At 70.7% G+C, this 23,611-nt stretch carries 19 protein-coding genes and 1 tRNA gene; 11 read left to right on the plus strand and 9 right to left on the minus strand.

Features of this window, described 5'->3' with window-relative positions:
- Nucleotides 1-24: 24 nt before the first annotated feature.
- Nucleotides 25-1,626 carry a beta-N-acetylhexosaminidase gene (locus IE277_RS04975; protein ID WP_189948790.1) on the minus strand — a complete coding sequence of 534 codons (1,602 nt, stop codon included), beginning with the start codon at nt 1,624-1,626 and terminating at the stop codon, nt 25-27.
- Nucleotides 1,627-1,688: 62 nt separating this feature from the next.
- Here IE277_RS04975 and IE277_RS04980 point away from each other — a divergent pair, with 62 nt between their 5' ends.
- Nucleotides 1,689-2,561, plus strand: a complete 873-nt coding sequence (locus IE277_RS04980) for a DUF4429 domain-containing protein (RefSeq protein WP_189948792.1) — start codon at nt 1,689-1,691, stop codon at nt 2,559-2,561.
- 52 nt (nt 2,562-2,613) lie between these two features.
- On the opposite strand, the gene IE277_RS04985 is transcribed toward IE277_RS04980, so the two are convergent.
- Nucleotides 2,614-4,026, minus strand: coding sequence for an RNA-guided endonuclease InsQ/TnpB family protein (locus IE277_RS04985; protein ID WP_308433351.1), 1,413 nt, complete (start codon nt 4,024-4,026; stop codon nt 2,614-2,616).
- On the opposite strand from IE277_RS04985, the gene IE277_RS04990 reads away from it, so the two are divergent.
- Together IE277_RS04990 and glmS are read left to right on the plus strand one after the other, a co-directional pair.
- The gene (locus tag IE277_RS04990) at nt 3,966-4,223 is read left to right on the plus strand and encodes a hypothetical protein (protein WP_189948794.1); all 258 of its coding nucleotides are present in this window, start codon (nt 3,966-3,968) and stop codon (nt 4,221-4,223) included. The two genes, IE277_RS04985 and IE277_RS04990, sit on opposite strands and share 61 nt — an antisense overlap.
- Before the next feature lie 26 nt (nt 4,224-4,249).
- On the plus strand, nt 4,250-6,067 hold the full coding sequence (gene glmS / locus IE277_RS04995; protein ID WP_189948796.1) for a glutamine--fructose-6-phosphate transaminase (isomerizing): 1,818 nt from the start codon (nt 4,250-4,252) through the stop codon (nt 6,065-6,067).
- 80 nt (nt 6,068-6,147) lie between these two features.
- Here glmS and IE277_RS05000 read toward each other — a convergent pair whose 3' ends face one another.
- Nucleotides 6,148-6,708, minus strand: coding sequence for a GPR1/FUN34/YaaH family transporter (locus IE277_RS05000; protein ID WP_189948797.1), 561 nt, complete (start codon nt 6,706-6,708; stop codon nt 6,148-6,150).
- Nucleotides 6,709-6,823: 115 nt separating this feature from the next.
- Nucleotides 6,824-7,351 (minus strand): universal stress protein, encoded by a 528-nt coding sequence (locus IE277_RS05005; protein ID WP_189948798.1) that lies wholly within the window; start codon nt 7,349-7,351, stop codon nt 6,824-6,826.
- A 328-nt stretch (nt 7,352-7,679) separates the two neighbouring features.
- On the opposite strand from IE277_RS05005, the gene IE277_RS05010 reads away from it, so the two are divergent.
- The 4 genes from IE277_RS05010 (at nt 7,680) to IE277_RS05025 (ending at nt 10,498) form a co-directional block, all read left to right on the plus strand.
- Nucleotides 7,680-7,970: a hypothetical protein gene (locus IE277_RS05010; protein WP_189948799.1), complete on the plus strand. Its 291-nt coding sequence runs from the start codon at nt 7,680-7,682 to the stop codon at nt 7,968-7,970.
- A 378-nt stretch (nt 7,971-8,348) separates the two neighbouring features.
- Nucleotides 8,349-9,566, plus strand: a complete 1,218-nt coding sequence (locus IE277_RS05015) for a helix-turn-helix domain-containing protein (protein ID WP_189948800.1) — start codon at nt 8,349-8,351, stop codon at nt 9,564-9,566.
- A gap of 139 nt (nt 9,567-9,705) precedes the next feature.
- The gene (orn, locus tag IE277_RS05020) at nt 9,706-10,308 is read left to right on the plus strand and encodes an oligoribonuclease (protein ID WP_189948801.1); all 603 of its coding nucleotides are present in this window, start codon (nt 9,706-9,708) and stop codon (nt 10,306-10,308) included.
- A 117-nt stretch (nt 10,309-10,425) separates the two neighbouring features.
- A tRNA-His gene (locus tag IE277_RS05025) sits at nt 10,426-10,498 on the plus strand.
- A 128-nt stretch (nt 10,499-10,626) separates the two neighbouring features.
- Here IE277_RS05025 and IE277_RS05030 read toward each other — a convergent pair.
- Nucleotides 10,627-11,682, minus strand: a complete 1,056-nt coding sequence (locus IE277_RS05030) for a LacI family DNA-binding transcriptional regulator (protein ID WP_189948802.1) — start codon at nt 11,680-11,682, stop codon at nt 10,627-10,629.
- Nucleotides 11,683-11,924: 242 nt separating this feature from the next.
- Between IE277_RS05030 and IE277_RS05035 the strand changes: the two genes are divergently transcribed.
- The 4 genes from IE277_RS05035 (at nt 11,925) to IE277_RS05050 (ending at nt 16,656) form a co-directional block, all read left to right on the plus strand.
- Nucleotides 11,925-13,256 carry an ABC transporter substrate-binding protein gene (locus tag IE277_RS05035; protein ID WP_189948804.1) on the plus strand — a complete coding sequence of 444 codons (1,332 nt, stop codon included), beginning with the start codon at nt 11,925-11,927 and terminating at the stop codon, nt 13,254-13,256.
- The gene (locus tag IE277_RS05040) at nt 13,253-14,239 is read left to right on the plus strand and encodes a carbohydrate ABC transporter permease (protein ID WP_189948806.1); all 987 of its coding nucleotides are present in this window, start codon (nt 13,253-13,255) and stop codon (nt 14,237-14,239) included. Before IE277_RS05035 ends, IE277_RS05040 begins: the two co-directional genes overlap by 4 nt.
- Entirely contained in the window at nt 14,236-15,123 is an 888-nt protein-coding gene (locus tag IE277_RS05045; protein WP_189948807.1) for a carbohydrate ABC transporter permease, read from the plus strand. The genes IE277_RS05040 and IE277_RS05045 overlap by 4 nt, the downstream gene beginning before the upstream one ends.
- 90 nt (nt 15,124-15,213) lie before the next feature.
- Nucleotides 15,214-16,656 carry a GH1 family beta-glucosidase gene (locus IE277_RS05050; protein WP_189948809.1) on the plus strand — a complete coding sequence of 481 codons (1,443 nt, stop codon included), beginning with the start codon at nt 15,214-15,216 and terminating at the stop codon, nt 16,654-16,656.
- A gap of 43 nt (nt 16,657-16,699) precedes the next feature.
- On the opposite strand, the gene IE277_RS48735 is transcribed toward IE277_RS05050, so the two are convergent.
- From IE277_RS48735 to IE277_RS05070, 4 genes are all read right to left on the minus strand, one after another.
- Nucleotides 16,700-20,884: a trypsin-like peptidase domain-containing protein gene (locus IE277_RS48735; RefSeq protein ID WP_189948811.1), complete on the minus strand. Its 4,185-nt coding sequence runs from the start codon at nt 20,882-20,884 to the stop codon at nt 16,700-16,702.
- Nucleotides 20,868-21,179, minus strand: a complete 312-nt coding sequence (locus IE277_RS05060) for a trypco2 family protein (RefSeq protein WP_189948813.1) — start codon at nt 21,177-21,179, stop codon at nt 20,868-20,870. Before IE277_RS05060 ends, IE277_RS48735 begins: the two co-directional genes overlap by 17 nt.
- Before the next feature lie 62 nt (nt 21,180-21,241).
- The gene (locus tag IE277_RS05065; protein ID WP_189948815.1) at nt 21,242-21,838 is read right to left on the minus strand and encodes a hypothetical protein; all 597 of its coding nucleotides are present in this window, start codon (nt 21,836-21,838) and stop codon (nt 21,242-21,244) included.
- A gap of 170 nt (nt 21,839-22,008) precedes the next feature.
- Entirely contained in the window at nt 22,009-23,481 is a 1,473-nt protein-coding gene (locus IE277_RS05070; RefSeq protein ID WP_189948817.1) for a glycoside hydrolase family 18 protein, read from the minus strand.
- Nucleotides 23,482-23,611 lie beyond the last annotated feature (130 nt).

Consider the following 23,611-nt stretch of genomic DNA (forward strand, 5'->3'; position numbering starts at 1 on the left):
GGGGGAGCCCGCCGGTCTGTCACCCTACGGCGCGGGCCACGGCACCTGCGGCGAGCGGTAGTAGCTGATCCCGAGGGCGTCCCAGCGCGGGGCCTGTGCGGCGAGGCGCACCTTGTACGCGTCCCAGTCGTGCGTGGCCGCCGGGGACCAGCCCAGCTCGGCCGCGCCCGGAAGCCGCGGGAACGCCATGTAGTCGATGTCGGCGTCCGTCTTCAGGGTCTCGGACCACAGGGGCGCCTCCACGCCCCGGACCGCCGAACCCGGCGCGCCCGCGAGGTAGTCGCCGGGGTTCCAGTCGTACGACCGCCGCACCTCCACCAGGCCCGCCCAGTCCAGGCCCAGCTTGGTGTCCTTGGTGTACTTCATGTCGAGGTAGACCCGGTCGGCCGGGGACAGGATCAGACCGGTGCCGTTCTGGGCGGCCTTGGCGACCTGGGCCTTGTCGGCGGCGCTGGTGCTGTCCAGCCCCCAGTACTGGGCGATGGCGCCCTTGGCCGGGTGGGCGCCGGTGAGCTGGTGCCAGCCGATGACCGTCTTGCCGTACTTGGCGACGATCGGCTGTACCCGGTCCATGAACGTCACATAGTCGGCGTGGCTGGTGGAGTGCGCCTCGTCGCCGCCGATGTGCAGATAGCGGCCGGGGGTGAGCGCGGCCAGCTCCTTCACCACGTCGTCCGCGAAGTCGTAGGTGACGTCCTTGGGCACGCACAGTGAGCTGAAGCCGACCTCCGTGCCGGTGTACAGCGGGGGTGCCTGGCCGTTGCAGTTGAGCTGGGCGTAGGAGGCGAGGGCCGCGTTGGAGTGGCCGGGCATGTCGATCTCGGGCACGACCTCCAGATAGCGGGAGGCGGCGTAGGAGACGATCTCCCGGTAATCGGCCTTGGTGTAGTAGCCGCCCTTGCCGCCGCCGACCTCGGTGGAACCGCCGTAGGCGGCCAGGCGCGGCCAGGAGTCCATGGCGATGCGCCAGCCCTGGTCGTCGCTGAGATGCAGATGCAGTTCGTTGATCTTGTACATGGCCAGCCGGTCGATGTACCGCTCGACCTGCGCGACGCCGAAGAAGTGCCGGGAGACGTCCAGCATGGCGCCCCGGTAGGAGTAGCGGGGCCGGTCCTCGACGGTGCCGCCGGCGATCTGCCAGGGGCCGGACTGCACGGTCCCCTTCTCCACGGCCGCCGGGAGGAGCTGACGCAGCGTCTGGACCCCGTGGAAGAGTCCGGCGGGGGCGCTCGCGGTGATGGTGACACCGGCCGCGTCGCTGTGCAGCCGGTAGCCCTCGGCGCCGAAGTCGCCCTGGGCGAGATGGAGTCGGATGCCGCCGGCGCCGCTCTCGGTCAGCGGCAGCGCGAAGCCGGTGGAGGGCCGCAGGATGCCGGCGAGATAGCCGCCGATGCGGCGGACCTCGGCGGAGCCGTCGACGCGGACGCCGGTCGCGCGGGTGATGCGGTACGGGACGCCGCCGGGCTGGACGGAGGCGGGCGCCGGGACCACCCGGTCCAGCGGGGTGGGGGCGGCCGCCTGTGCCGTGGGCGCGGCGCCGAGCGTGAAGGCCCCGGCCGCCGCGACGAGCAGCAGCGAACCGAGGATGCGGGGTGTCCGGGGAGTCGTGCTGTGGTCGCGTCTCACATGCGCTCCCTTCAGATGTGGTCGAGACCACCATCCCGCAGATCCGGTGAAACAATCCCTCCATGGCGGAAATCATCCAGAAGGACGGCACCTGGGCGTTCGACGGCGACGCCCTGCGGCTCACCCCGGGGCGGGACAAGAACATCGGTCTGCTCCGCCGCGAGCTGGGCGAACTCATCGTTCCGCTGGGCGCGTTGGCCGGGGTCTCCGTCGAACAGGGGCGCAAGTCGGGGCGGCTCAGGCTGCGGCTGCGCGACGGCGCCGATCCACTGCTGCAGGCCACCGGCGGCCGGCTCGGCGAGGCGAACGACCCCTACCAGCTGACGGTGGAGTCCGACCGGTACGGCGTCGCCGAGTACTTCGCGGACGAGGTCCGGGGCGCACTGCTGCTGGACGGGGTCTCCCCCGGTCCCGTCGCCGGGTATCTGCTGCCGGGGCCCTCGCTGCCGGTGTCCGCCTCCGCCGGGGACGGCACGGCGAGCTTCGACGGGGAGCGGGTACGGCTGGAGTGGAACTGGAAGACGGAGGACGCCAAGGCCGCCGGCGGTCCCCGGACGATCCCGGTCACGGAGATCACCGCGGTGGAGTGGCAGCCGGCGGCCGGGCTGGAGAACGGCCATCTGCGGTTCCTGGTGCGCGGCGCCCCGGTCACGGCACCGCCCAAGTACGACCCGAACGCGGTCGAGCTGTGGGGCTTCAAGAAGGACCCGCTGATGGCCCTGGTGGGCGCCGCCGTACAGGCGCGGCTGCCGCATCCGGCGGCGGAGGAGGGGGACGTACGGCAGGATCCGCCGGTGCTCGACAAGGCGGCCGACGGGGACGACCACGACACCCTGCTGCGCCGCCTGCGCGAACTGGGCGACCTGCACCGCGACGGCATCCTGACGGACGACGAGTTCGCCGTGGCCAAGCAGGCGGTCCTCAAGCGGATGTGAGGACCGCCTGTAGTGCATCAACGGCGCGGAAGGAGTAGTTGAGTTGACGTCCTCACCCGCGTGTGCGTGGGTGATTCCCGCCTGCCCCGCCGTTTACGGCGAGGCTTCGGGTGGGTTCCTGCTTCAGCGAGTGCTGCCCCGGCTTGCGAGGTCTGACGTGCTCTCCACAGGCGTTTCGACGCTCCGCCCCATGCCGCATCTCAGCGGCATGTTTCCGTCCAGCGGCGCGTATGTTGGCCTCGGCGTTTTCGTCCCGGTCGTGCCAGGTTCCGCACTCCGCGCAGGTCCACACGCGGATGTGCAGTTCCTCGCGGCCCTTGGGGCCGGTGAGGCACCCGCATCGTGAGCACAGCCGGGTGGAGGGGAACCACCGGTCGACCTTGACGAAGATCCGCCCGTGCCGGGCGCACTTGGCTTCAAGAATGCGGACGAATCTGCCCAGGGACTGGTCATGGACGCTCTTGCCGAGCCTGCCGTTCCGACTCGCCATGCCCTTCACGTTCAGGTCCTCCGCATAGACCGCTTGGCTCTCGCGGACGATGCGGGTGGTCTCCTGCTCGATGAAGTCGCGTCGCTGGTCGGCAACGCGGGCATGGATCCTTGCGACGGCCCGCTGGGCCTCGCGCCGGTTGTTCGATCCTTTCTGCTTGCGAGACACAGCCCGCTGGGCCCGCCTGAGCTTCCTCTCCCGGCGGCGGAAGAACTTCGGAGAAGCGATCTTCCGGCCGCGCAGCACGGCGTAGGAGGACAGGCCCAGGTCGATCCCGGTGTCCGTCTCCTCCACATCCAGCTCGGGCAGCGGCTTGTCCTCCACCTCCACGACGAACGACGCGAAGTACCGGCCGGACAGATCCTTGATGATCGTCACCGACGACGGCTGCGAGGGTAGCTCGCGGGACCAGCGCACCTCGATGTCGCCGACCTTCGGAAGCCGCAGCTTCCCACCCTCGGTGATCGACCAGCGGGCGTTCGCGGTGAATCGGATCGCCTGCCGGGCGGTCTTCCTCTTCAGCTTCGGCGGGCCCATCGACGGACCCTTGCGGGTGCCGTTCTTCGAGGCGAAGAAGTTGCTGTACGCCGTCTCCAGGTCCCGCAGGGACTGCTGGAGCACCACCGCAGAAACCGCACCGAGCCAGGCCCGCTCCGAAGTCTTCTTCGCCTCGGTGATGACCTGCCTCGACAGCTCGGCAGCCGTCGGGCGCTGCAGCCCCTTCGCATGGGCGTCACGCCACCGCCTCCGATCATGGTGCGCCACGAGAGTCTGACGCGCGGGCGCTTTCAATGAGACGCAAGACACAGGATGGACAGCCGACGAACAGAGATCCACGAGACCCCCCGCCGGGCGGTTGCCCGAAATCGGGCAGGATTCTTGCGAAACCGGCGCCGGTACCCCAGGATCTACGGGTGCACGACGAACTCGTTGATCATCTGTCGCGGTCCACGCCCCTGAGCCGGGGCGAGGCACTGCGGGTGATCCAGGACGTGCTCGCCTACTTCGACGAGTCGACGGAGGACTACGTCCGTCGCCGCCATCGCGAGCTGCAGACCCAGGGCCTGGTGAACACGGAGATCTTCGAGCGGATCGGGGCGGACCTGAAATACCGCGCGGTGGCACCGCCCGAGCTGACGCTCAGGCAGCTGCGCCGCATGGTCTACGGCTGAGACGCCAGGCTGAGAGATACCTATATATGTGCGGAATTGTCGGATACATCGGGAAGCGTGACGTAGCCCCTCTCCTCCTGGAGGGCCTGCAGCGGCTGGAGTACCGCGGCTACGACTCGGCGGGCATCGTCGTCACCTCCCCGAAGGCGCCCGGACTGAAGATGGTCAAGGCCAAGGGCCGGGTGCGCGATCTGGAGGCCAAGGTCCCGGCGCGCTTCAAGGGCACGACCGGCATCGCCCACACCCGCTGGGCCACCCACGGCGCCCCCTCCGACACCAACGCCCACCCGCACATGTCGGCCGACAGCAAGGTCGCCGTCGTCCACAACGGCATCATCGACAACGCCGCCGACCTGCGCCGCAAGCTGGAGGCGGACGGCGTCGAGTTCCTCTCCGAGACCGACACCGAGGTCCTCACCCACCTCATCGCCCGCTCCACGGCCGAGAAGCTGGAGGACAAGGTCCGCGAGATCCTCCGGCTGATCGAGGGCACCTACGGCATCGCGGTCATGCACGCCGACTTCGCCGACCGCATCGTGGTGGCCCGCAACGGCTCCCCGGTGGTCCTCGGCATCGGCGAGAAGGAGATGTTCGTCGCCTCGGACATCGCCGCCCTGGTCGCCCACACCCGGCAGATAGTGACCCTCGACGACGGCGAGATGGCCACCCTCAAGGCCGACGACTTCCGCACCTACACCACGGAGGGCACCCGCACCGCGGCCGAGCCGACCACCGTGGAGTGGGAGGCCGCCTCCTACGACATGGGCGGCCACGACACCTATATGCACAAGGAGATCTTCGAGCAGGCCGACGCCGTGGACCGCGTGCTGCGCGGCCGCATCGACGACCGCTTCTCCACCGTGCACCTCGGCGGCCTCAACCTGGACGCCCGCGAGGCCCGCCAGATCCGCCGCGTGAAGATCCTCGGCTGCGGCACCTCGTACCACGCGGGCATGATCGGCGCCCAGATGATCGAGGAGCTGGCCCGCATCCCCGCCGACGCCGAGCCGGCCTCCGAGTTCCGCTATCGCAACGCGGTCGTCGACCCCGACACCCTCTATGTGGCCGTCTCCCAGTCCGGTGAGACGTACGACGTCCTCGCCGCCGTGCAGGAGCTCAAGCGCAAGGGCGCGCGGGTCTTCGGCGTCGTCAACGTGGTGGGCTCGGCGATCGCCCGCGAGGCCGACGCCGGGATCTACGTCCACGCGGGCCCCGAGGTCTGTGTGGTCTCGACCAAGTGCTTCACGAACACGACGGTGGCGTTCGCGCTTCTGGCCCTCCACCTGGGCCGCACCCGTGACCTCTCGGTCCGCGACGGCAAGCGGATCATCGAGGGCCTGCGCAGGCTGCCGGACCAGATCACCGAGATCCTCAAGCAGGAGGAGCAGATCAAGGAGCTGGCCGAGCTGTACGCCGAGGCCCGCTCGATGCTCTTCATCGGCCGCGTCCGGGGCTACCCGGTGGCCCGCGAGGCCTCCCTGAAGCTCAAGGAGGTCTCCTACATCCACGCCGAGGCCTACCCCGCCTCCGAGCTGAAGCACGGCCCGCTGGCCCTGATCGAGCCGGCCCTGCCCACGGTGGCGATCGTCCCCGACGACGACCTGCTGGAGAAGAACCGCGCCGCCCTGGAGGAGATCAAGGCCCGCAGCGGCAAGATCCTCGCGGTCGCCCACCGGCACCAGGACAAGGCCGACCAGACGATCATCGTCCCGAAGAACGAGGACGAACTGGACCCGATCCTGATGGGCATCCCGCTGCAGCTGCTGGCGTACCACACGGCGACAGCCCTCGGGCGGGACATCGACAAGCCGAGGAACCTCGCCAAGTCGGTGACGGTGGAATAGCCCGCCCGAAAGGGCGACAACAGAGCGGCCCCCCGCGTGTGCCACCGTGCACGCGGGGGGCCGCTCCGTGCCGCTGGGAATCAGCCGGTGGCCGTCACCCCCCGGCCGGCGGCACGCCCGGGCAGGGTGGTGGGCCAGTGAGCCAGCACCGCGGTCGCCGCGTACCAGGCCACGGCACCGGAAACCGTGGCGACCCAGCCCCCCACCTTGGCCAGGGAGGAACTGTCGGCGAAGGCCGCGACGGCCAGCACCAGCATCGCCAGGAACAGCAGCGCGTGCATGAGCTGACCGAGGCTGTCCCCGCCCGCGAGGGTCAGGGTGAGCGCCACGAGGGCGAACAGGAGAAGGAAGAGTCCGGCCGCGTTCGCCGACGAGTGATCCGCGACGGCCCAGGTGAACCACAGGGCGCCGAGAGACACAAAACCCGTACCGGAGGCCTTGTCGCCGCCCCGGAAGGCCACCAGGCCGAGGAGGAACAGGGCAACTCCGCCCACATAGTGAGCCAGTGACACGGCGTCGGACGCTGCCACGCCGTGCATCACACCAGTCGTACCGAGGCCGAACGCCAACAGGGTGATCCCCAGGGCGAGTCGGCCCACCACCGTCGTACTTCCGCTTCCCGCAGAGACTTCGCTGTCCACGGCGGGCTCCCTTCGTGCTGTGCTGTTGCGGGGTGACCGATATATGCCCTTCACAAGGGCACAAACCACCTCTACGCGCGAGTAGTTTCGCGCTGCACAAAGGGAGTTGGGGCGCTCAGGGGATGACGATCACGGGGCGCTGCGCCCGCTTGGCGAGCCGCCCGGCGACGGAGCCGAAGATCCGGCCGACGATGCCGTGCGTGGAGCCGACGACGATCGCGTCCGCCTCGTACTCACGCCCCACCTCTTCGAGTTCGTGGCAGATGTCCCCGCCGCGCTCGACGAGGATCCACGGGACCTCGGCCAGATAGTCCGCGCACGCCAGCTCCAGCCCGAGGACCTCGGTGCGATGGTCCGGCACGTCGACGAAGACGGGCGGCTCGCAGCCGGCCCACACGGTGGTCGGCAGCCGGTTGGCGACATGGACGATGATCAGGCCCGAGTGGGAGCGGTGGGCCATGCCGATGGCGTAGGCGAGGGCGCGCTCACTGGAGGTGGAGCCGTCGAAGCCGACGACGACTCCGTGCCGGAAGGCTGGGTCGCAGGAGGGGCGTGACTCTTCCGCCGCCAGGGGCTCGGACGCCGTGGGATCGGCGACGGGCCGCTTGCGGTCCGCGGGTTCGGAGAATTCGTGACCGGCCATGGCTGTCTCGGCGTTGTGATCCTTTATGGGAGGGACGACGGTGTGCGCAGAGCTGTGTCACGGAGCTGTGTCCGGGAAACATCTTCCCAACCCCATACCCCCAAGGGTACGGCGGCACGCCTCCTGAGCCCAGATCCCGCGCACGCTCCGTAAGCGGTCCCCCGATGTCCGTAGGGGTTCACCGGAGCATGCACGAGCCGCGCCCGTAACGCAATGGTTGCTGCCCCGTACAGGCGGTTTGCACGGGATTCACAGACGTACGGCCGGTGACCGACCCGTCGAACAGACGTTGAACCCGGTTGAACCGCAGCCACAGGGAGTACGAGTGATGCCCGGTCCCCGACCCACCTCCGAGCCGCCCGCCGCGCCGGACACCGTGAGCGATGTGATCCGCTGGGCCGCCTTCAGCTGCGTTCTCGTGCCCGTGGTCCTGGTCTGGTACGGCACCTCGCTGGCCGGCGCGGCCGGCGCCGCGCTGGGTCTGGTCGCCGTCACGGCCGTGTGCCGGATCCTGCTGCGCCGCTCCGAGCGGTGCGCCCTGCGACAGAACCGTTCCGCAAAGCATTGCGCGGAGCAAAGAGGCGGACGTCACACCCGCCGACGGACACCGGTCGATTGACCTGTTTCCACACCCTCGACAGCTGGTTTTCAGCCAACTTCTCAATACGGCCCAAGGGGGGTCCGAACCACCCCCCAACCCCCGTTCGACCTGCACGGAAAGGGTCTACGGGCCGATGCGCACCCTACGCGGTTTGGCCACTGCGACAAGGCGCACTTCCCTGCACGCCCCGCGAGTGCAACGCTTCGTGATCGAATGCTTCACGCCAAGTTGTCATGTCGACAATCTGGGGCGTTCGGAACTGGTCACCGTGAGACCGCGGGAGCCAGTAGATTCGATCTTGACTGTCTTACGGCGGGGGACTCGTGCAGGACCGAGGGGAAACGTGCAGGAGCGACACAACCGAGGAGCCGCGACCACCGAGGGGGGCTTAGCAGTATGAGCCACGACTCCACTGCCGCGCCGGAGGCCGCTGCCCGGAAACTATCCGGGCGACGCCGCAAGGAGATTGTCGCGGTGCTGCTGTTCAGCGGCGGCCCCATCTTCGAGAGTTCCATTCCGCTGTCGGTGTTCGGCATCGACCGCCAGGACGCCGGAGTGCCGCGCTACCGGCTGCTGGTGTGCGCCGGCGAGGAAGGCCCGCTGCGGACCACAGGGGGCCTGGAACTCACCGCGCCGCATGGGCTGGAGGCGATCTCGCGCGCCGGGACGGTCGTCGTACCGGCCTGGCGTTCGATCACCGCGCCACCGCCGGAGGAGGCGCTCGACGCACTGCGCCGGGCGCATGAGGAGGGTGCCCGCATCGTCGGGCTGTGCACCGGGGCCTTCGTCCTCGCGGCGGCGGGCCTGCTGGACGGCCGCCCGGCGACGACCCACTGGATGTACGCGCCGACGCTGGCCAAGCGCTATCCGTCGGTGCACGTCGATCCGCGGGAGCTGTTCGTCGACGACGGCGATGTGCTGACGTCGGCGGGCACCGCGGCCGGAATCGATCTCTGTCTGCACATCGTGCGGACCGATCACGGCAACGAGGCGGCCGGCGCGCTCGCCCGGCGCCTGGTCGTCCCGCCGCGCCGCAGCGGCGGGCAGGAGCGCTATCTCGACAGGTCTTTACCAGAGGAGATCGGCGCCGACCCGCTCGCCGAGGTCGTCGCCTGGGCGCTGGAACACCTCCACGAGCAGTTCGACGTGGAGACCCTGGCGGCACGCGCCTATATGAGCCGCCGTACGTTCGACCGCCGGTTCCGCTCGCTGACCGGCAGCGCACCGCTGCAGTGGCTGATCACCCAGCGGGTGCTGCAGGCACAGCGGCTGCTGGAGACGTCGGACTACTCCGTGGACGAGGTCGCGGGCCGGTGCGGCTTCCGCTCCCCCGTCGCGCTGCGCGGGCACTTCCGCCGCCAGCTCGGCTCGTCCCCCGCCGCCTACCGGGCCGCCTACCGGGCTCGCAGGCCGCAGGGTGACAGGCCGGCCGACGCGGAGGCGTCGCTGTCCATGTCCGGCCAGCCCGGCCCGCCACCGGGTCTCGCGGGCCCCGGCCCGCTGGGGCACCCGCCCATGCTGCACCCGGACCGTGACAACGGGGTCCCGATGCAGAGCCGCCGCCAGGCGGCCGGCGCGGTGGGCCTGCTGCCGGGACCACGCAGCGGTAGCTGAGCAGGAGGGGAAGAGGGGCGAGCGCACGCTCGCCCCTCTTTCTTTTCCGCTCCGTCCTCTTCGGCCCTCACCTGTCGGCCACGAGCCCGGCACCGGCACGGGGGAGCCCAAAAGCCGACGTCAGCTTTAGGGTGGTCGCATGAACGATCGCATGGTGTGGATCGACTGCGAGATGACCGGCCTCTCGCTGTCCGACGACGCTCTCATCGAGGTAGCCGCCCTCGTCACCGACTCCGAGCTGAACGTACTCGGCGAGGGGGTGGACATCGTCATCCGCCCGCCGGACCGGGCGCTGGAGACGATGCCGGAGGTGGTGCGTCAGATGCACACCGCGTCCGGGCTGCTGGCCGAGCTGCCGAACGGTACGACCCTGGCGGACGCCGAGGCACAGGTCCTCGCGTATGTGAAGAAGTACGTGAAGGAGCCCGGCAAGGCTCCGCTGTGCGGCAACTCCGTCGGCACCGACCGCGGCTTCCTGGAGCGCGACATGTCGGCCCTGGAGACCTACCTCCACTACCGGATCGTGGACGTCTCCAGCATCAAGGAGCTGGCGCGGCGCTGGTATCCGCGGGCGTACTTCAACAGCCCGGAGAAGAACGGCAACCACCGGGCCCTCGCCGACATCCGCGAGTCGATCGCCGAGCTGCGCTACTACCGCGAGGCCGTCTTCGTCCCGCAGCCCGGCCCGGACTCCGACACCGCGAAGGCGATCGCCGCCAAGCACGTCCTGCCCGCGCCGTAGCACCGCGGGGACACCGAGGAGAGGGGCTCGCGAAAACATGTGCGCGAGCACCCCCTCGGACCCTGTAGACTTCTTCTCGGCCGGTCGGGGAAACGACAAGTTCCACCACCGGTCATGGTGGGTGTAGCTCAGCTGGTAGAGCACCTGGTTGTGGTCCAGGATGCCGCGGGTTCGAGTCCCGTCACTCACCCTCACCGATCAGCCGGTGACTCCGTCGAAAGACGGGTCACCGGCTGATTCGTTTTCGCCGACCGATCCGCCGGTGCCACGCCGCAGCCGCGCCGCCGGGCCCGGCGGCGCGGACACAGGGGCCCGTCGTCACGACGACGCCCGGGGCACCAGCTCCGTGGGCAGTACCGCATGCCGGCGCTCCGGTCCCCGCGAGGCGGGCGGGCGGTGGTCGGCGATCTCCGAGAGCAGCAGGTCGATCATCGCCCGGCCCATCTCCACGATCGGCTGACGGACGCTGGTCAGCGGCGGGTCCATATGGCGGGCGATGGCCGAGTCGTCGTAGCCGACCAGCGCCACGTCGTCCGGGATACGGCGGCCCGCCTCGCGCAGCACCTGCCGGGCGCCGGCCGCCGTCACGTCCGAGCCGGCGAAGACCGCGTCCAGGTCCGGGCGCCGGTCCAGGAGTACGGACATCGCCCGGCGGCCGCCCTCCTCCGTGAAGTCCCCCGGCTCGACGAGGAGTTCGTCCGCCTCCCGGCCCGCCTCGCGCAGGGCGTCGCGGTAGCCGTCGACGCGGCGCTGGGCGCCGTACACGTCGAGGCGGCCGGTGATGTGCGCGATGCGGGTACGGCCGCCGGAGAGCAGATGCTCCACGGCCGAGCGGGCGCCGCCGTAGTTGTCCGAGTCCACCGAGGTGAGCGTCTCGCCGGCCGAGCGCGGGCCGCTGATCACGGCCGGGATCTCCAGCTGGGCCAGCAGATCGGGCAGGGGGTCGTCGGCGTGGACCGAGACCAGGAGGACGCCGTCGACGCGATGGGCCGCCAGGTACTGGGCCAGACGCCGGCGCTCCCGGTCGCCGCCGGCGAAGATCAGCAGCAACTGCATCTCGGTGTCGGAGAGTTGGGAGCCCACACCGCGCAGCATGTCCGAGAAGTACGGCTCGGCGAAGAACCGGGTCTCCGGCTCGGGGACGACGAGCGCGATGGCGTCGGTGCGGTTGGCGGCGAGGGCGCGGGCGGCGGTGTTGGGGACGTAGCCCAGTTCCGCGACCGCCGCCTCGACCGCCGCGCGCGTGGCGTCGCTGACCCGGGGCGAGCCGTTGATCACGCGCGAGACCGTGCCCCGGCCGACCCCGGCCCGCGCGGCGACCTCTTCGAGCGTGGGCCGGCCCCCGCCGCGGCCCCGCGCTCCGTGGCTTGCCATGGGCGCCGCCTTTCTCGTCATGTCCTCCGTGCCGGCCTGGAATGTAACAGCACCGTTCGCCGTGCTCGCCGCCTTTCGGGGCTGTCGCCTAACGACCCAATAAACGAACGCCGTTGCCGTTGTCCGCTCCCTTGACACCCCGCGCCGCACCGACGACTCTTCAACACATCATGAATGGGAGCGCTCCCACACTACCTGACACCTACACAACCCGCACGCACGTCAGGCAACAGGAGGACGCAATGCGCACGAGCATCCGCCGGTCCCAGCGGCTGATGGCCCTCGCGGCCGTGGCCGCCCTGACCACGGGACTGCTGGCCGGCTGCGCCAAGGACTCGGACGACGGCTCGTCGGACAACTCCGGCGGCGGCAACGGCAGTGGCAAGGGCAAGATCACGCTGACCATCGGCACCTTCGGCGTCTTCGGCTACAAGCAGGCCGGCCTCTACGACGAGTACATGAAGCTGCATCCGGACATCAGCGTCAAGGAGAACGTCACCACCCGTACCGATGTGTACTGGCCGAAGGTGCTCACCCGGCTCCAGGCCGGTTCCGGCACGGACGACATCGAGGCCATCGAGATCGGCAACATCACCGAGGCCGTGCAGACCCAGGCCGACAAGTTCGTGGACCTCGGCAAGGATGTGGACAAGTCCCAGTGGCTGGCCTGGAAGAACGCCCAGGCCACCACCAAGGACGGCAAGCTCATCGGGCTCGGGACCGATGTCGGGCCGATGGCCGTCTGCTACCGCAAGGACCTGTTCCAGAAGGCCGGGCTGCCGACCGACCGGACCAAGCTCGCCGAGCTGTGGAAGGGCGACTGGTCCAAGTACGTCGATCTCGGCAAGCAGTACATGCGGAAGGCGCCCAAGGGCACCACGTTCGTGGACTCGGCCTCCTCCGTCTACAACGCGGCGGTGGGCGGCGCGAGCGAGCGGTACTACGACAAGGACGGCAATGTCGTCTGGGACAGGTCCGAGGGCGTGAAGAAGGCCTGGGACGCCGCCATGACCGTCGCCACCAGCAACATGTCGGCGAAGCTCAAGCAGTTCGACCCGACCTGGGACCAGGGCTTCGCCAACGGCACCTTCGCCAGCGTCGCCTGCCCGGCCTGGATGGTCGGCTACATCGAGCAGAAGTCGGGTGACTCGGGCAAGGGCAAGTGGGACGTGGCGGCGGCGCCGGCCGCGTCCAACTGGGGCGGCTCCTTCCTCGGCGTACCGACCGCGACCAGCCACCAGAAGGAGGCCGTCGCGCTGGCGAAGTGGCTCACCGCGCCCGAGCAGCAGGCGAAGGTGTTCGCCAAGCAGGCCAGCTTCCCCTCCACCCCGTCGGCGTACCCGGGCCTGAAGCCGCAGGCCGACACCACGGCGTACTTCTCGGACGCGCCGCTCACCCAGATCTTCTCCGACGCGGCGAAGACCATCCCCCCGCAGCCCCTCGGCGCCAAGGACAAGCCGATCGACAACGCGATCAGCGACATCGGCATCCTCCAGGTCGAGCAGAAGGGCAAGTCGCCGTCACAGGGCTGGGACGCGGCGACCAAGGAGATCAAGGACGTGCTGGGCCAGTGACCAGCCCCGAGCAGGTTCTCGCGCGCTCCGCGTCGAGCACCGAGGCCGCGTCCGGCAGCCCGCCGGGCGCCGCCTCCTGGCGCAGCCGGCTGTACCGCTTCGACATGAAGGCCTCGCCGTATGTGTTCGTGTCGCCGTTCTTCGTCCTGTTCGCGGCGTTCACGCTGGTCCCGCTGCTCTACACGGCCTGGTACTCGCTGCACCATGTGCAGTTGTCCGCGCTGGACCACCAGACGTGGGCGGGCCTCGACAACTACCGGAACCTGTGGTCCTCGGACTTCTTCTGGAACGCGCTGAGGAACACCCTCAGCATCGGTGTCATCTCGACCGTGCCGCAGCTGCTGGCCGCGCTCGGGCTCGCCCATCTGCTGAACTACCGGCTGCGCGGCTCGACCGCGTGGCGTGTGGTGATGCTGACCCCGTACGCCACCTCGGTGGCCGCGGCGACCCTGGTGTTCACGCTGCTGTATTCCTGGGACGGCGGCATGGTCAACTGGATCCTGCACTTCTTCGGGGTGGACCCGGTCAACTGGCGTGAATCCGACTGGGGTTCGCGGTTCGCGGTGTCGTCGATCGTGATCTGGCGGTGGACCGGCTACAACGCGCTGATCTATCTGGCGGCCATGCAGGCGATCCCGGCCGATCTGTACGAGTCGGCGGCGCTCGACGGGGCCAACCGCTGGCAGCAGTTCCGGCATGTGACGGTTCCGCAGCTGCGGCCGACGATCCTGTTCACGGTCGTGGTCTCGACGATCGGCGCGACCCAGCTCTTCGGTGAGCCGCTGCTGTTCGGCGGGGTCAGCGGGTCCAAGGGCGGTTCCGAGCACCAGTACCAGACGCTCGGTCTGTACATGTACGACCAGGGCTGGATCATCGGCAACCTCGGCAAGGCGTCCGCGATCGCCTGGTCGATGTTCCTGATCCTGCTGGTCGTCGCCGCGGTCAATCTGCTGCTCACCCGACGGCTGAGGAAGTCTCCATGACTACTGGTGAACTGACGTCACCCCAGGTCGCTCAGAGGGCGCGCCGGGGCCGGACGGGTGCCGGCAGGCAGCTGCACGCGGGTCCGGTGACGTATGTCGTGCTGACCGTCTTCGCCCTCGCCTCCCTGGCCCCGCTGGTGTGGACGGCGATCGCGGCCTCGCGCACCGCCCACCGGCTGGACGAGACCCCGCCGCCGCTGTGGTTCGGCGGCAATCTGTTCAAGAACCTGCAGAGCGCCTGGGACCAGGCGGGGCTCGGCACGGCGATGTTCAACTCGGTGATCGTGGCGGGCACGATCACCGTGAGCACGGTGCTGTTCTCGACGCTGGCCGGCTTCGCCTTCGCCAAGCTGCGGTTCCGTTTCTCCGGCCTGCTGTTGCTGCTGACCGTCGGCACGATGATGATCCCGCCGCAGCTGGCCGTCGTACCGCTGTACCTGTGGATGTCGGACCTCGGCTGGTCCAACCAGCTGCAGACGGTGATCCTGCCGAGTCTCGTCACCGCCTTCGGTACGTTCTTCATGCGGCAGTACCTGGTGCAGGCGCTGCCGACCGAACTGATCGAGGCGGCCCGGGTGGACGGCGCGAGCAGCCTGCGGATCGTGTGGCACGTCGTCTTCCCGGCGGCGCGGCCCGCGATGGCCGTACTCGGCCTGCTGACGTTCGTGTTCGCCTGGAACGACTTCCTGTGGCCGATCATCGCCCTGAACCAGCAGAACCCGACCGTGCAGGTGGCCCTCAACTCGCTCGGCACCGGGTATGTCCCCGACCAGGCGGTGATCATGGCGGGCGCGCTGCTCGGCACGCTGCCGCTGCTGTTCGCCTTCCTGCTGTTCGGCAAGCAGATCGTGGGCGGGATCATGCAGGGCGCGATCAAGGGCTGATCACGCGCGCCCTCCTCCTCTCTCCGGCCCACCTCCTCTCCCCGGCCCGCCTACTCCGTCGGTCTCCTTCGACCCCATGGGAGCGCTTCCATGCCTGACTCCGTCTCCTCCTCCCCCGCCTCCCCCGCCTCTCCCGCGGTGTTTCCCCCCGCCTTCCTCTGGGGCGCCGCGACCTCCGCCTACCAGATCGAGGGGGCGGTGCGGGAGGACGGCCGTACCCCCTCCATCTGGGACACCTTCAGCCATACGCCGGGCCGGACGGCCGGCGGTGAGACCGGTGACATCGCCGTCGACCACTACCACCGCTACCGCGACGACGTGGCGCTGATGGCCGAGCTGGGCCTCACCGCGTACCGCTTCTCGGTCTCCTGGCCACGGGTGCAGCCCACCGGCCGGGGCCCGGCGGTCCAGGCGGGCCTGGACTTCTACCGCCGGCTGGTGGACGAGCTGCTGGCGCACGGCATCAGGCCCGCGCTCACCCTCTACCACTGGGACCTGCCGCAGGAGCTGGAGGACGCGGGGGGCTGGCCGCAGCGGGACACCGCGTTCCGGTTCGCCGAGTACGCCCAGCTGGTGGCCGAGGCCCTCGGCGACCGGGTGGAGCAGTGGATCACCCTCAACGAGCCCTGGTGCAGCGCCTTTCTGGGCTACGGCTCCGGTGTGCACGCCCCGGGCCGTACCGACCCGGCGGCCGCCCTGCGCGCGGCCCACCACCTCAACCTCGGCCACGGCCTGGCCGCATCCGCCCTGCGTGCGGTGATGCCGGCCCGCAACGAGATCGCGATCAGCCTCAACTCCGCGGTGGTCCGGCCGCTTTCGCCGGACCCGGCCGATCTGGCCGCGGCCCGCCGGATCGACGACCTGGCCAACGGCATCTTCCACGGCCCGCTGCTGCACGGGGCGTACCCCGCGTCCCTGCTCGCGGCGACGGCCTCGGTCACCGACTGGTCGTACGTCCACGACGGCGACACCCGCGCGATGCACGTCCCGCTGGACGCGCTGGGCCTCAACTACTACACCCCGTCCCTGGTGTCGGCCGCGTCCGGGAGCACCGGGGGCCCGCGGGCGGACGGCCACGGCGCCAGCGACCACTCCCCCTGGCCGGGCGCCGATGACGTCCGCTTCCACCAGACGCCGGGCGAGCGCACCGAGATGGGCTGGACGATCGACCCTACGGGCCTGTACGACCTGGTGATGCGGTACACGAGGGAGGCGCCCGGGCTGCCGCTGTACGTGACGGAGAACGGCGCCGCCTACGACGACAAGCCCGACCCGGACGGCCGCGTCCACGACCCCGAGCGCATCGCCTACCTGCACGGCCATCTGTCGGCGGTCCGCCGGGCCATCACGGACGGCGCCGATGTGCGCGGCTACTACCTGTGGTCCCTGCTGGACAACTTCGAGTGGGGGCACGGCTACGGGAAGCGGTTCGGGGCGGTGTACGTGGACTACGGGACGCTGGAGCGGACGCCGAAGTCGAGCGCGCGGTGGTACGGGGAGGCGGCGCGTTCCGGGGTGTTGCCGGGGGTGTGAGGGGCGCAGGGGGCGCGGCACTCGGAGGGGTGCCGCGCGCTCTTCACTCGTGCAGGCCGAGGTGTGTGAGGACGAGGTCCCGCGCCCGCAGGACCGCCCCGGGGTCGATGGCCGCGAGGATCGGGAGGGCGTGCTGCCAGCCGTCCCGGGTGAGGGTCTCCGCGAGGAGCGCTCTGGCGCGGGGGAGGTCGGGGCCGGCCGGGAGCGGGGCGAGGAGGGTGGCGAGGCGGAGGGCGGTGTGCACGCGGCCTCGTGGCTCTCCGGTGAGCCGGGTGAGCAGGAAATCGCCCGGTACGCCGGCGGCGTAGGCCGCGAGGTGGGCGAGCGTCTCGGAGCGCTCCGCGTCTGCCGTGTCGTACAGGACCGGGTGAACCGCTTCGAGTCCGTGGAGCGCGGCGCGTACGAGGGCGAACGTGATCACCGGATTCTCGTCGAAAGGGTAGCTCTCCCATTCCCGTACCAGCCGGGCGAAGGTGTCCCGGGCGATGGCGGGCTCCGTGGTGGCGGTCACCAGACAGGCCAGCGCTCTGTCTTGGTACGACCAGGAGCGGTCGTCGTAGGAGAGGTCGAGCAGGCGCTGCATGGCGCGGTCCGCGCGCGTGCGGTCGTGGGGCAGGGCCGCCGCGAGGAACTGCGCTGCCTCGGCGACGAGGCGGTGGTCCATGTCCGCCATGAACGCGTCGAAGAGCCGGCCCGCCGCCTCCGGGTCATGGGTCCACAGGCCCGCGGCGGCCAGGGCACGGGCCCGATGCCGTGGCCAGACCTCCCCCGGCACCTCGGGGAGCTGTTCGGCCGCCGCCCCGGCCTCCTGTGCCGATCCCGACCACGCCCAGGCCTGAACGATCGCGATCGACACGTTGACCTGGGCGTTCACATCCTCCACCACGGGGGCCACGCGGGCCGCCCGCCGGGCGCAGCGCAGCGCGTTCCGGGTGTCCCGGTCCCCGAGGGCCACCGACACGGCCGCATATCCCCAGGCACGTACGTCCGGTGAGCCGATCCTCGCCACGAGCCGCTCGGCCTCCTCGGCCCGGCCCGTGCGGGCGAGCGCCGCGGCGAAGACCGCGAGGCGCTCCTCCTCGGCACCGTAGGCGGCCCTGCGCACCTGCTGGGCCTGGTCGAGCAGGCGCAGACAGCGCGCCTCGTCGCGGTCGGCGAAGTGGCGGGCCAGGGCCGCGTACGCGCCGGCGACCGCCATCGGCCGGGCCTGTGTCGAGGCGCCCAGCAGTGCCTCCAGCCGATCGGCGGCGTCGGCCTCGGCCAGCAGACCGGCGACGCGTGTGGGGGTGGAGTCGTCCTCGTCGAAGGCGAACTCCTGGGCGGCCACCAGCGCGTTCCATGCCTGCTCGGCTCTGCCCGCTCGGGCATGTCCTTCCGCGATCACGGACCATGGGTTTCCCAGGACCGGGGCCAACTCCCGTGGCCCCCTTGCCGAGATTTCGTGCGCGAGCGGCTCGGCATCGTCCGCCCGGCCCGCCGCGACGAGTGCGCGCACGGCGTGGAACCCCTCCTGCCAGGTACTCAGGCGCTCCGGGGCCCGCAGCAGCCCGTCGGCATGGGACAGGGCGAGCCGGGTGCGGCGTGCCGCCTGATGGGGTCGAGCCCGGCGCAGGGCCTCTTCGGCCGCCTCGGGAAGTTCGGCCGGGTCTGCGTGGCACAGGGCGAGTTCCGCCGCGAAGTCGTAGAGCCGTGCTGCCCGGCCCGGCTCCTCGATCCGCTCCCATGCGTCGGCGACCGATGCCAGCACATGGATCTGGACGGCCGGGAACACGCTCTGCTCCTCGGCCCATGCCTCCGCCTGGTCCAGCAGTTCGACGGCGGACGGCCGGTCGCCCAGCGCCGTGGCGGTCCGGACGTAGGCCGGGACGACGCTCCCGGAATCGTCGGCGTGGTGCAGCAGCGACAGTTCACGGAGCCTGCGCAGGCTCTCCGTCCGGTTCCCCAGCAGTGCCAGCACCGTGGCCACCTGCCCACGGGCCCACAGACCCTGGCCGTCGTCGTGGTGCCGGCCCTCCTCGTCGATCATCGGCTCTGTCAGTTCCACGGCCTCCTCCGCCAGGTCCACCGCCCGTGTGTCGCCCGCCTCGGCGAGGACGCGGGCCACGCGGACGAGTGCGTACGCCCGGTCCTGGGGCCGGAAGACGCTGCGCGCCAGACCGATCGCCTGCCGGATGCGGCCGAGACGCGCGTACACCTCCGGAATGGCCGGATGCAGCGACTCGTTGGTGCGCGCCACGAGGTCCTCGGCGATCGCCAGCGCCGCCAGCGCGCCCAGGTCGCCGGGGTCGGCCCGGTGGACGTTCTCCCGTGCCGCCGCGATCTCCGCGAGGCATGCGGCGTCGCTGCCGGTGAGCTGACGCAGCCGCTCGCGGCGCCCGGCGTCCGTGGCGAGCCGTGCGGTGCGGTCGGTTTCTCCGAGGTGCGCGAGGAGGCGGCCGTACGGCTGGAGCAGGTACGGCGGGGTGTGCTCCGGCCAGCCCTGTCGTTCGTAGGTCTCGGCCCAGGTGTGCAGCCGCTCCAGGTACGCGGCCGTGTCGGGGCCGAGTTCGTCCTGCGCCGCGGCCAGCAGGGTCTCGTGCGCGAAGAGGTAGCCGCGGCTGGAGGCGTACAGCGTCACTCCGCTGGTGTGTCCGTAGCCGTAGCCGTCGATGCCGGAGCTGTCTCCGCCGCCGCCCCCGACGTTCACATCGCCCCGCAGCCGCAGAATGCGGCCGAACGCGCTGCCCAGCCGTCCGCGCAGCTCGTAGGCCGGTTTCTCGATGAGTTCTCGCAGGTCGTCGAGGGTGAGGGCGCCGCGGGCGGCGGTCAGCAGGCCGACCAGGTCGCGTTGCAGACGGTCGCCGGACAGGGCCTGCTGGAGGTCGTACTTCGCCTCGTGCTCGGTGTGCCGGGCCGCGGCGGCGGGAGCCAGCTTCTCCGTCCGGCAGTGGCGCAGCGGATGTGCGCCGCCGACGTCGGCCGGGATGCCGGGGTTGGTCCGGCTGGTCACCAGGACGCGGACACCCGCCGGTGGCCGCTCCGGCAGCAGCGAGGCGATGCTCGTGCCACTGCCGCCGGGCCCGAGGGACTGGTCCTCGTCGAGGCCGTCGACGACGAGGAGCAGGGTGCCGCCCCGCTCGGCCACCCGTTCGGCGGCCTGGCGCAGCAGCAGCCGGCGTTCGCCGTCGCGGGCCATGGCGGAGGCGTTGCGGACCGGTTCCCGGCCGGCGATGGTGGCGAGCTGGTCGATGACCGCTTCCGTGTACGCCGCGCCGTCCGACTGGCCGGCGTAGCGGGCGGTGATGAAGAACCAGACGGGTACGACACCGCGGGGCGGGTGCAGGGCGAACCAGGCCGCGAGGGCGGTCTTGCCCGCCCAGGGCGGGGCCTGGAGCCAGCGGTAGGGCTCGGCGCCGGCGCAGAAGGAGAGCAGGTCGTCCAGCTCGGTCCGTCTGTCCTCCAGCTGCTGCGGTGCGATGTCGGCGAGCTGGGCGCGGTAGATCTCCTGGACCAGGTCGGAGCCGCCGAGCGGTGTGGTGGCGGGCAGCGCGGAGCAGCGCAGTTCGCGGCCGAGCAGTTCTTCCAGAACGGATCGTTCCGGCGCGTCCAGACCGTCGGCCCAGCGGTCGACGCGGCTTGCGGCGAGGCGTCCCGGTCCGTCGCCGCGGTGATGGCGGGCGACGACGCCGACGAGCCGGCCGGCGGCGAAGACGGGTGCCCCGGACATGCCTTCCCACGGGCTGCGCTCGGGGTCCGGGTCGTCGGGGGGCGCCGACGCGACGGCGAGGTCGAGGGTCCCCTCGCGCCGGTTGGAGAGAACGGCGCAGGTGGCTCGTACGTGCTCGGCGTCCCGGAAACGTGAACCGGCATCGTCCGCGCGGAGCTTGAAGCGGGGGAAGCCGAGGGTGGTACAGGTCAGCACCGCGTCCAGCTCGCCGATCCGGCCGTAGGAGACCGGCGGGACCTCTTCCTTCGGCAGGGTCGACTCCGTCGGCCCCAAGGCGAGGAGCGCGATGTCGATGCCCTGGTGCCGCCAGAGCACCGTCGCCTCGGTGGTCCGCTCCTCGGGGCGGTCGGCCTGGAAACGGGCCCGGATCCGCGCGGCGCCGTCGACCACGTGCGCGGCGGTCAGGATCAGCTTCGCCGAGACGAGGTATCCGGTCCCGCGCCGGCCCCCGCCCTCCGGCAGGCTGACGATGATCTCGGCGACCCGCTCCGGCCGAAGACCGGGTTCAGCGCTCGCCGTCAACCTCGCCGCCCGCGATCAGAACGGGCCGGACCGGGCCGCCGTCCGCCGGGACGGCCTGCGGGGTCAGGGTGACCTTGATCCGCTGGGTCTGCGCCTGTGCGTACTTGCCGTTGGCGCCGGCGTCGACCACCCACAGCCGCACCTTGGTGTCCGCGCCCGCCTCGCGTGTGACCGCGACGGTCGCCTCGACCTCCACCGGGCCCAGTTCGAAGCGTACGAACTGCCCGTCCCCGTCCGCCACGGCAGACGTCAGCTGCGCCCTCAACTCGCGGATCATGTCGGACAGTTCGATCACTGCGCCCCCTCGTGCCCCGGATGCTCCGATGCTACCGGCCATCCGGGGCCACGCCAGGGCTCTCAGGAGCCGTACAGCTCGGTCATCTCGGTGAGCTTGCCGGCGCTGTTGACGACCACGTCGTAGAAGTTCTCGCCGTAACAGTCGCTGGTGTCGGCGGGCGTGCCGGTGTCCTGCGCGGTGCCGTCGGCGCAGATGCGGACGTGCTCGATGCCGCCGCCCGCGGCGGTCATCTTCGCCGGGCCCTTCTTCTTCACATGGAGGACGTAGATGGGCGTGGCGCCGGAGGCGACCGTGTACTCGTGCTCCTTCCCCTTCGCCTGGTAGAAGGCGCCCTCGTCAGGGTTGCAGTTCTGGGTGGCGTCCTTGGTGGTGAGGGTGTTCATGGCGCCTGAGACGCTCTCGACCTGGACGTACTTGTGGCCCGGGGCCAGGGTGTGGCAGGCGCTCTTGGCACCGCCCTTGTCGCTGCCCTTGCCGCTGCCCTTGCCGCTGCCCTTGTCGCTGTCCTGGCCGCCGGCCTTGCCGGCGTGGCTCGCGGTGGCGGAAGGGGTGACGGCGGCGCCGGCGTCGGTGCCGTCGTCGGGCTGGCAGGCGGTCAGCGTGAGCGCGGCACAGGCGAGCACGGTGGTGACCAGGGCATGGCGAATGGACGTCACGATTCCCCCGAAGTGGTGCGGCCCGGACGCGGGCGCCCGGGCGGATGACATGTGAAAGGGGCTGTGCGTCGCTGTGACCGACGACGTCCGCCCCGGGGCGAAGATCGCCCGGGCCGGAACTATATAGGCATGTGCATGCAGATCTGACGTCGGAGACGGTGCGCGGCGTGTCAGTTGAAGGCGCCGAAGGCCTTCGAGAAGGCGTTCTTGTCCTGGACGATCGAACTGCAGGTCGGGTCGGCGGAGTTCTTCGCGCCGCCGTCGCACTGCTTGTCGCGGGCCGCGGACCACATCGACAGGCCGCCGAGGCCCTTGGACTTGGCGAAGTCCACCAGCTGGGTGGCGTCGTCCACCTTGAAGACCTCGGAGGAGACGTCGTTGACGCCGATCATCGGGGTCACCGCGACCGCCTTCCAGGCGGCGGAGTCGGACAGGCCGAGGACGCCCTTGATCTGGGCCTGGGTGGCGGTGGCGGCCTGCTGGGCGTAGCCGCCCATGTCGCCGCTGTAGGAGGCGCCGTAGTCCATCGCCATGATGTTGACGGTGGAGATCCTGGCGCCGTTGGACTTGGCGTTGGACAGCAGGTTCACGCCGTCCTGGGTGAGGCCCTCGGGCATCACCGGGAGGGTGAAGGAGACGTCCAGGTCCGGGTGCTGTGCCTGGAGCTTCGCTATCGCCTTGGCCCGCAGGGTGTTGGCCGCCGTGTTCGGCAGTGCCCCGCCCTCGACGTCGAAGTCGACCTTGGTCAGCTTGAAGGCGTCGACCGCCTTGCCGTAGGCCGCCGCCAGCGCGTCGGCGGAGGAGCAGGTGGTGGCCAGCTCCGATCCGGAGGCGCCGCCGAAGGAGACCCGGACGTCACCGCCCTTGGCACGCAGGGCACCGATCTGCTTGGCCACCGCGTCGCCGTTCAGGTCGGTCACACCGCCCCACTTGGGGGTGCAGCCGCCGCCGTCGGTGACGAAGGCGAGGTTGTAGTTCTTCACTCCGGTCGCGTCGGCCGCGCCGACCAGGTCGAAGGCCGGGTAGAGGGAGGTGTCGACGTACGGGGCGAAGCCGCCGGCGGCCTTGGTGCCGCTGCCGCTGCCGGTGGTCTGGCTGGCGGTCGGGGTCGGGGTGACGGTCCTGGTCGGGGTGGGCGTGGCGCTCTTGCCCGGCGTGCCGGTCGGGGCCGGCGACTGCGTCCTGGTGGGCCGGCCGCTCGGCTCGGGGGTGGCGCCGCCGTCCGCGGAGCACGCGGAGTTGTCGATACGACAGCCCGTCGGGGCGCCGCCGCCGTCGACGACGAAGCCGACGGTCACCGACTTGCCCGGGGCGAGGCCCGCGGTGTCCCACTTGGGGGGCTTCACGGTGACGTGCGAACCGCTGACGCTCGACTCGCCGTTCCACAGCGAGCTGAGCTTGGCGCCCGCCGGGAGGTCGAACTGGAGAGTCCAGGTCTTCTCCTGCCGGCTGCTGTTGTTGGTGACGACGTACTGGCCGGTGTAGCCGGTCGACCAGTCGCTGGTCCTGGTGTACGCGGCGTTCACGCCGGCGGCATTGGCGGTGCCGGTGAGCAGGACCGCGCCGCCCCCGACGACGGCCGCGGCCACGAGACCGCCTATCGCCTTGTTCCTGCCACTGATCCTGCGCCGGTGCGTGCTCATGCGTGTGCCTGCCTTCGCTGTTCACGGGGGTGGGGTGCGTCAGCACGCTAGCGATCCGGAATCGGGCAAAACACTTGATCGGGACGGCCCTTGCAGACCTTAGGGTTCGCTTAAGGAAGGGATCGGGGAC

The sequence above is a fragment of the Streptomyces alanosinicus genome, assembly GCF_014650595.1.
Lineage (GTDB): Bacteria > Actinomycetota > Actinomycetes > Streptomycetales > Streptomycetaceae > Streptomyces > Streptomyces alanosinicus.

Coding starts and splice junctions, on each gene's coding strand:
- IE277_RS05005 (WP_189948798.1), bottom strand. CDS start 7,351: ATGGCCGGTCACGAATTCTCCGAACCCGCGGACCGCAAGCGGCCCGTC.
- IE277_RS05035 (WP_189948804.1), top strand. CDS start 11,925: ATGCGCACGAGCATCCGCCGGTCCCAGCGGCTGATGGCCCTCGCGGCC.
- glmS (WP_189948796.1), top strand. CDS start 4,250: ATGTGCGGAATTGTCGGATACATCGGGAAGCGTGACGTAGCCCCTCTC.
- IE277_RS05045 (WP_189948807.1), top strand. CDS start 14,236: ATGACTACTGGTGAACTGACGTCACCCCAGGTCGCTCAGAGGGCGCGC.
- IE277_RS05070 (WP_189948817.1), bottom strand. CDS start 23,481: ATGAGCACGCACCGGCGCAGGATCAGTGGCAGGAACAAGGCGATAGGC.
- IE277_RS05030 (WP_189948802.1), bottom strand. CDS start 11,682: ATGGCAAGCCACGGAGCGCGGGGCCGCGGCGGGGGCCGGCCCACGCTC.
- IE277_RS05015 (WP_189948800.1), top strand. CDS start 8,349: ATGAGCCACGACTCCACTGCCGCGCCGGAGGCCGCTGCCCGGAAACTA.
- IE277_RS05050 (WP_189948809.1), top strand. CDS start 15,214: ATGCCTGACTCCGTCTCCTCCTCCCCCGCCTCCCCCGCCTCTCCCGCG.
- orn (WP_189948801.1), top strand. CDS start 9,706: ATGAACGATCGCATGGTGTGGATCGACTGCGAGATGACCGGCCTCTCG.
- IE277_RS04980 (WP_189948792.1), top strand. CDS start 1,689: ATGGCGGAAATCATCCAGAAGGACGGCACCTGGGCGTTCGACGGCGAC.
- IE277_RS05010 (WP_189948799.1), top strand. CDS start 7,680: ATGCCCGGTCCCCGACCCACCTCCGAGCCGCCCGCCGCGCCGGACACC.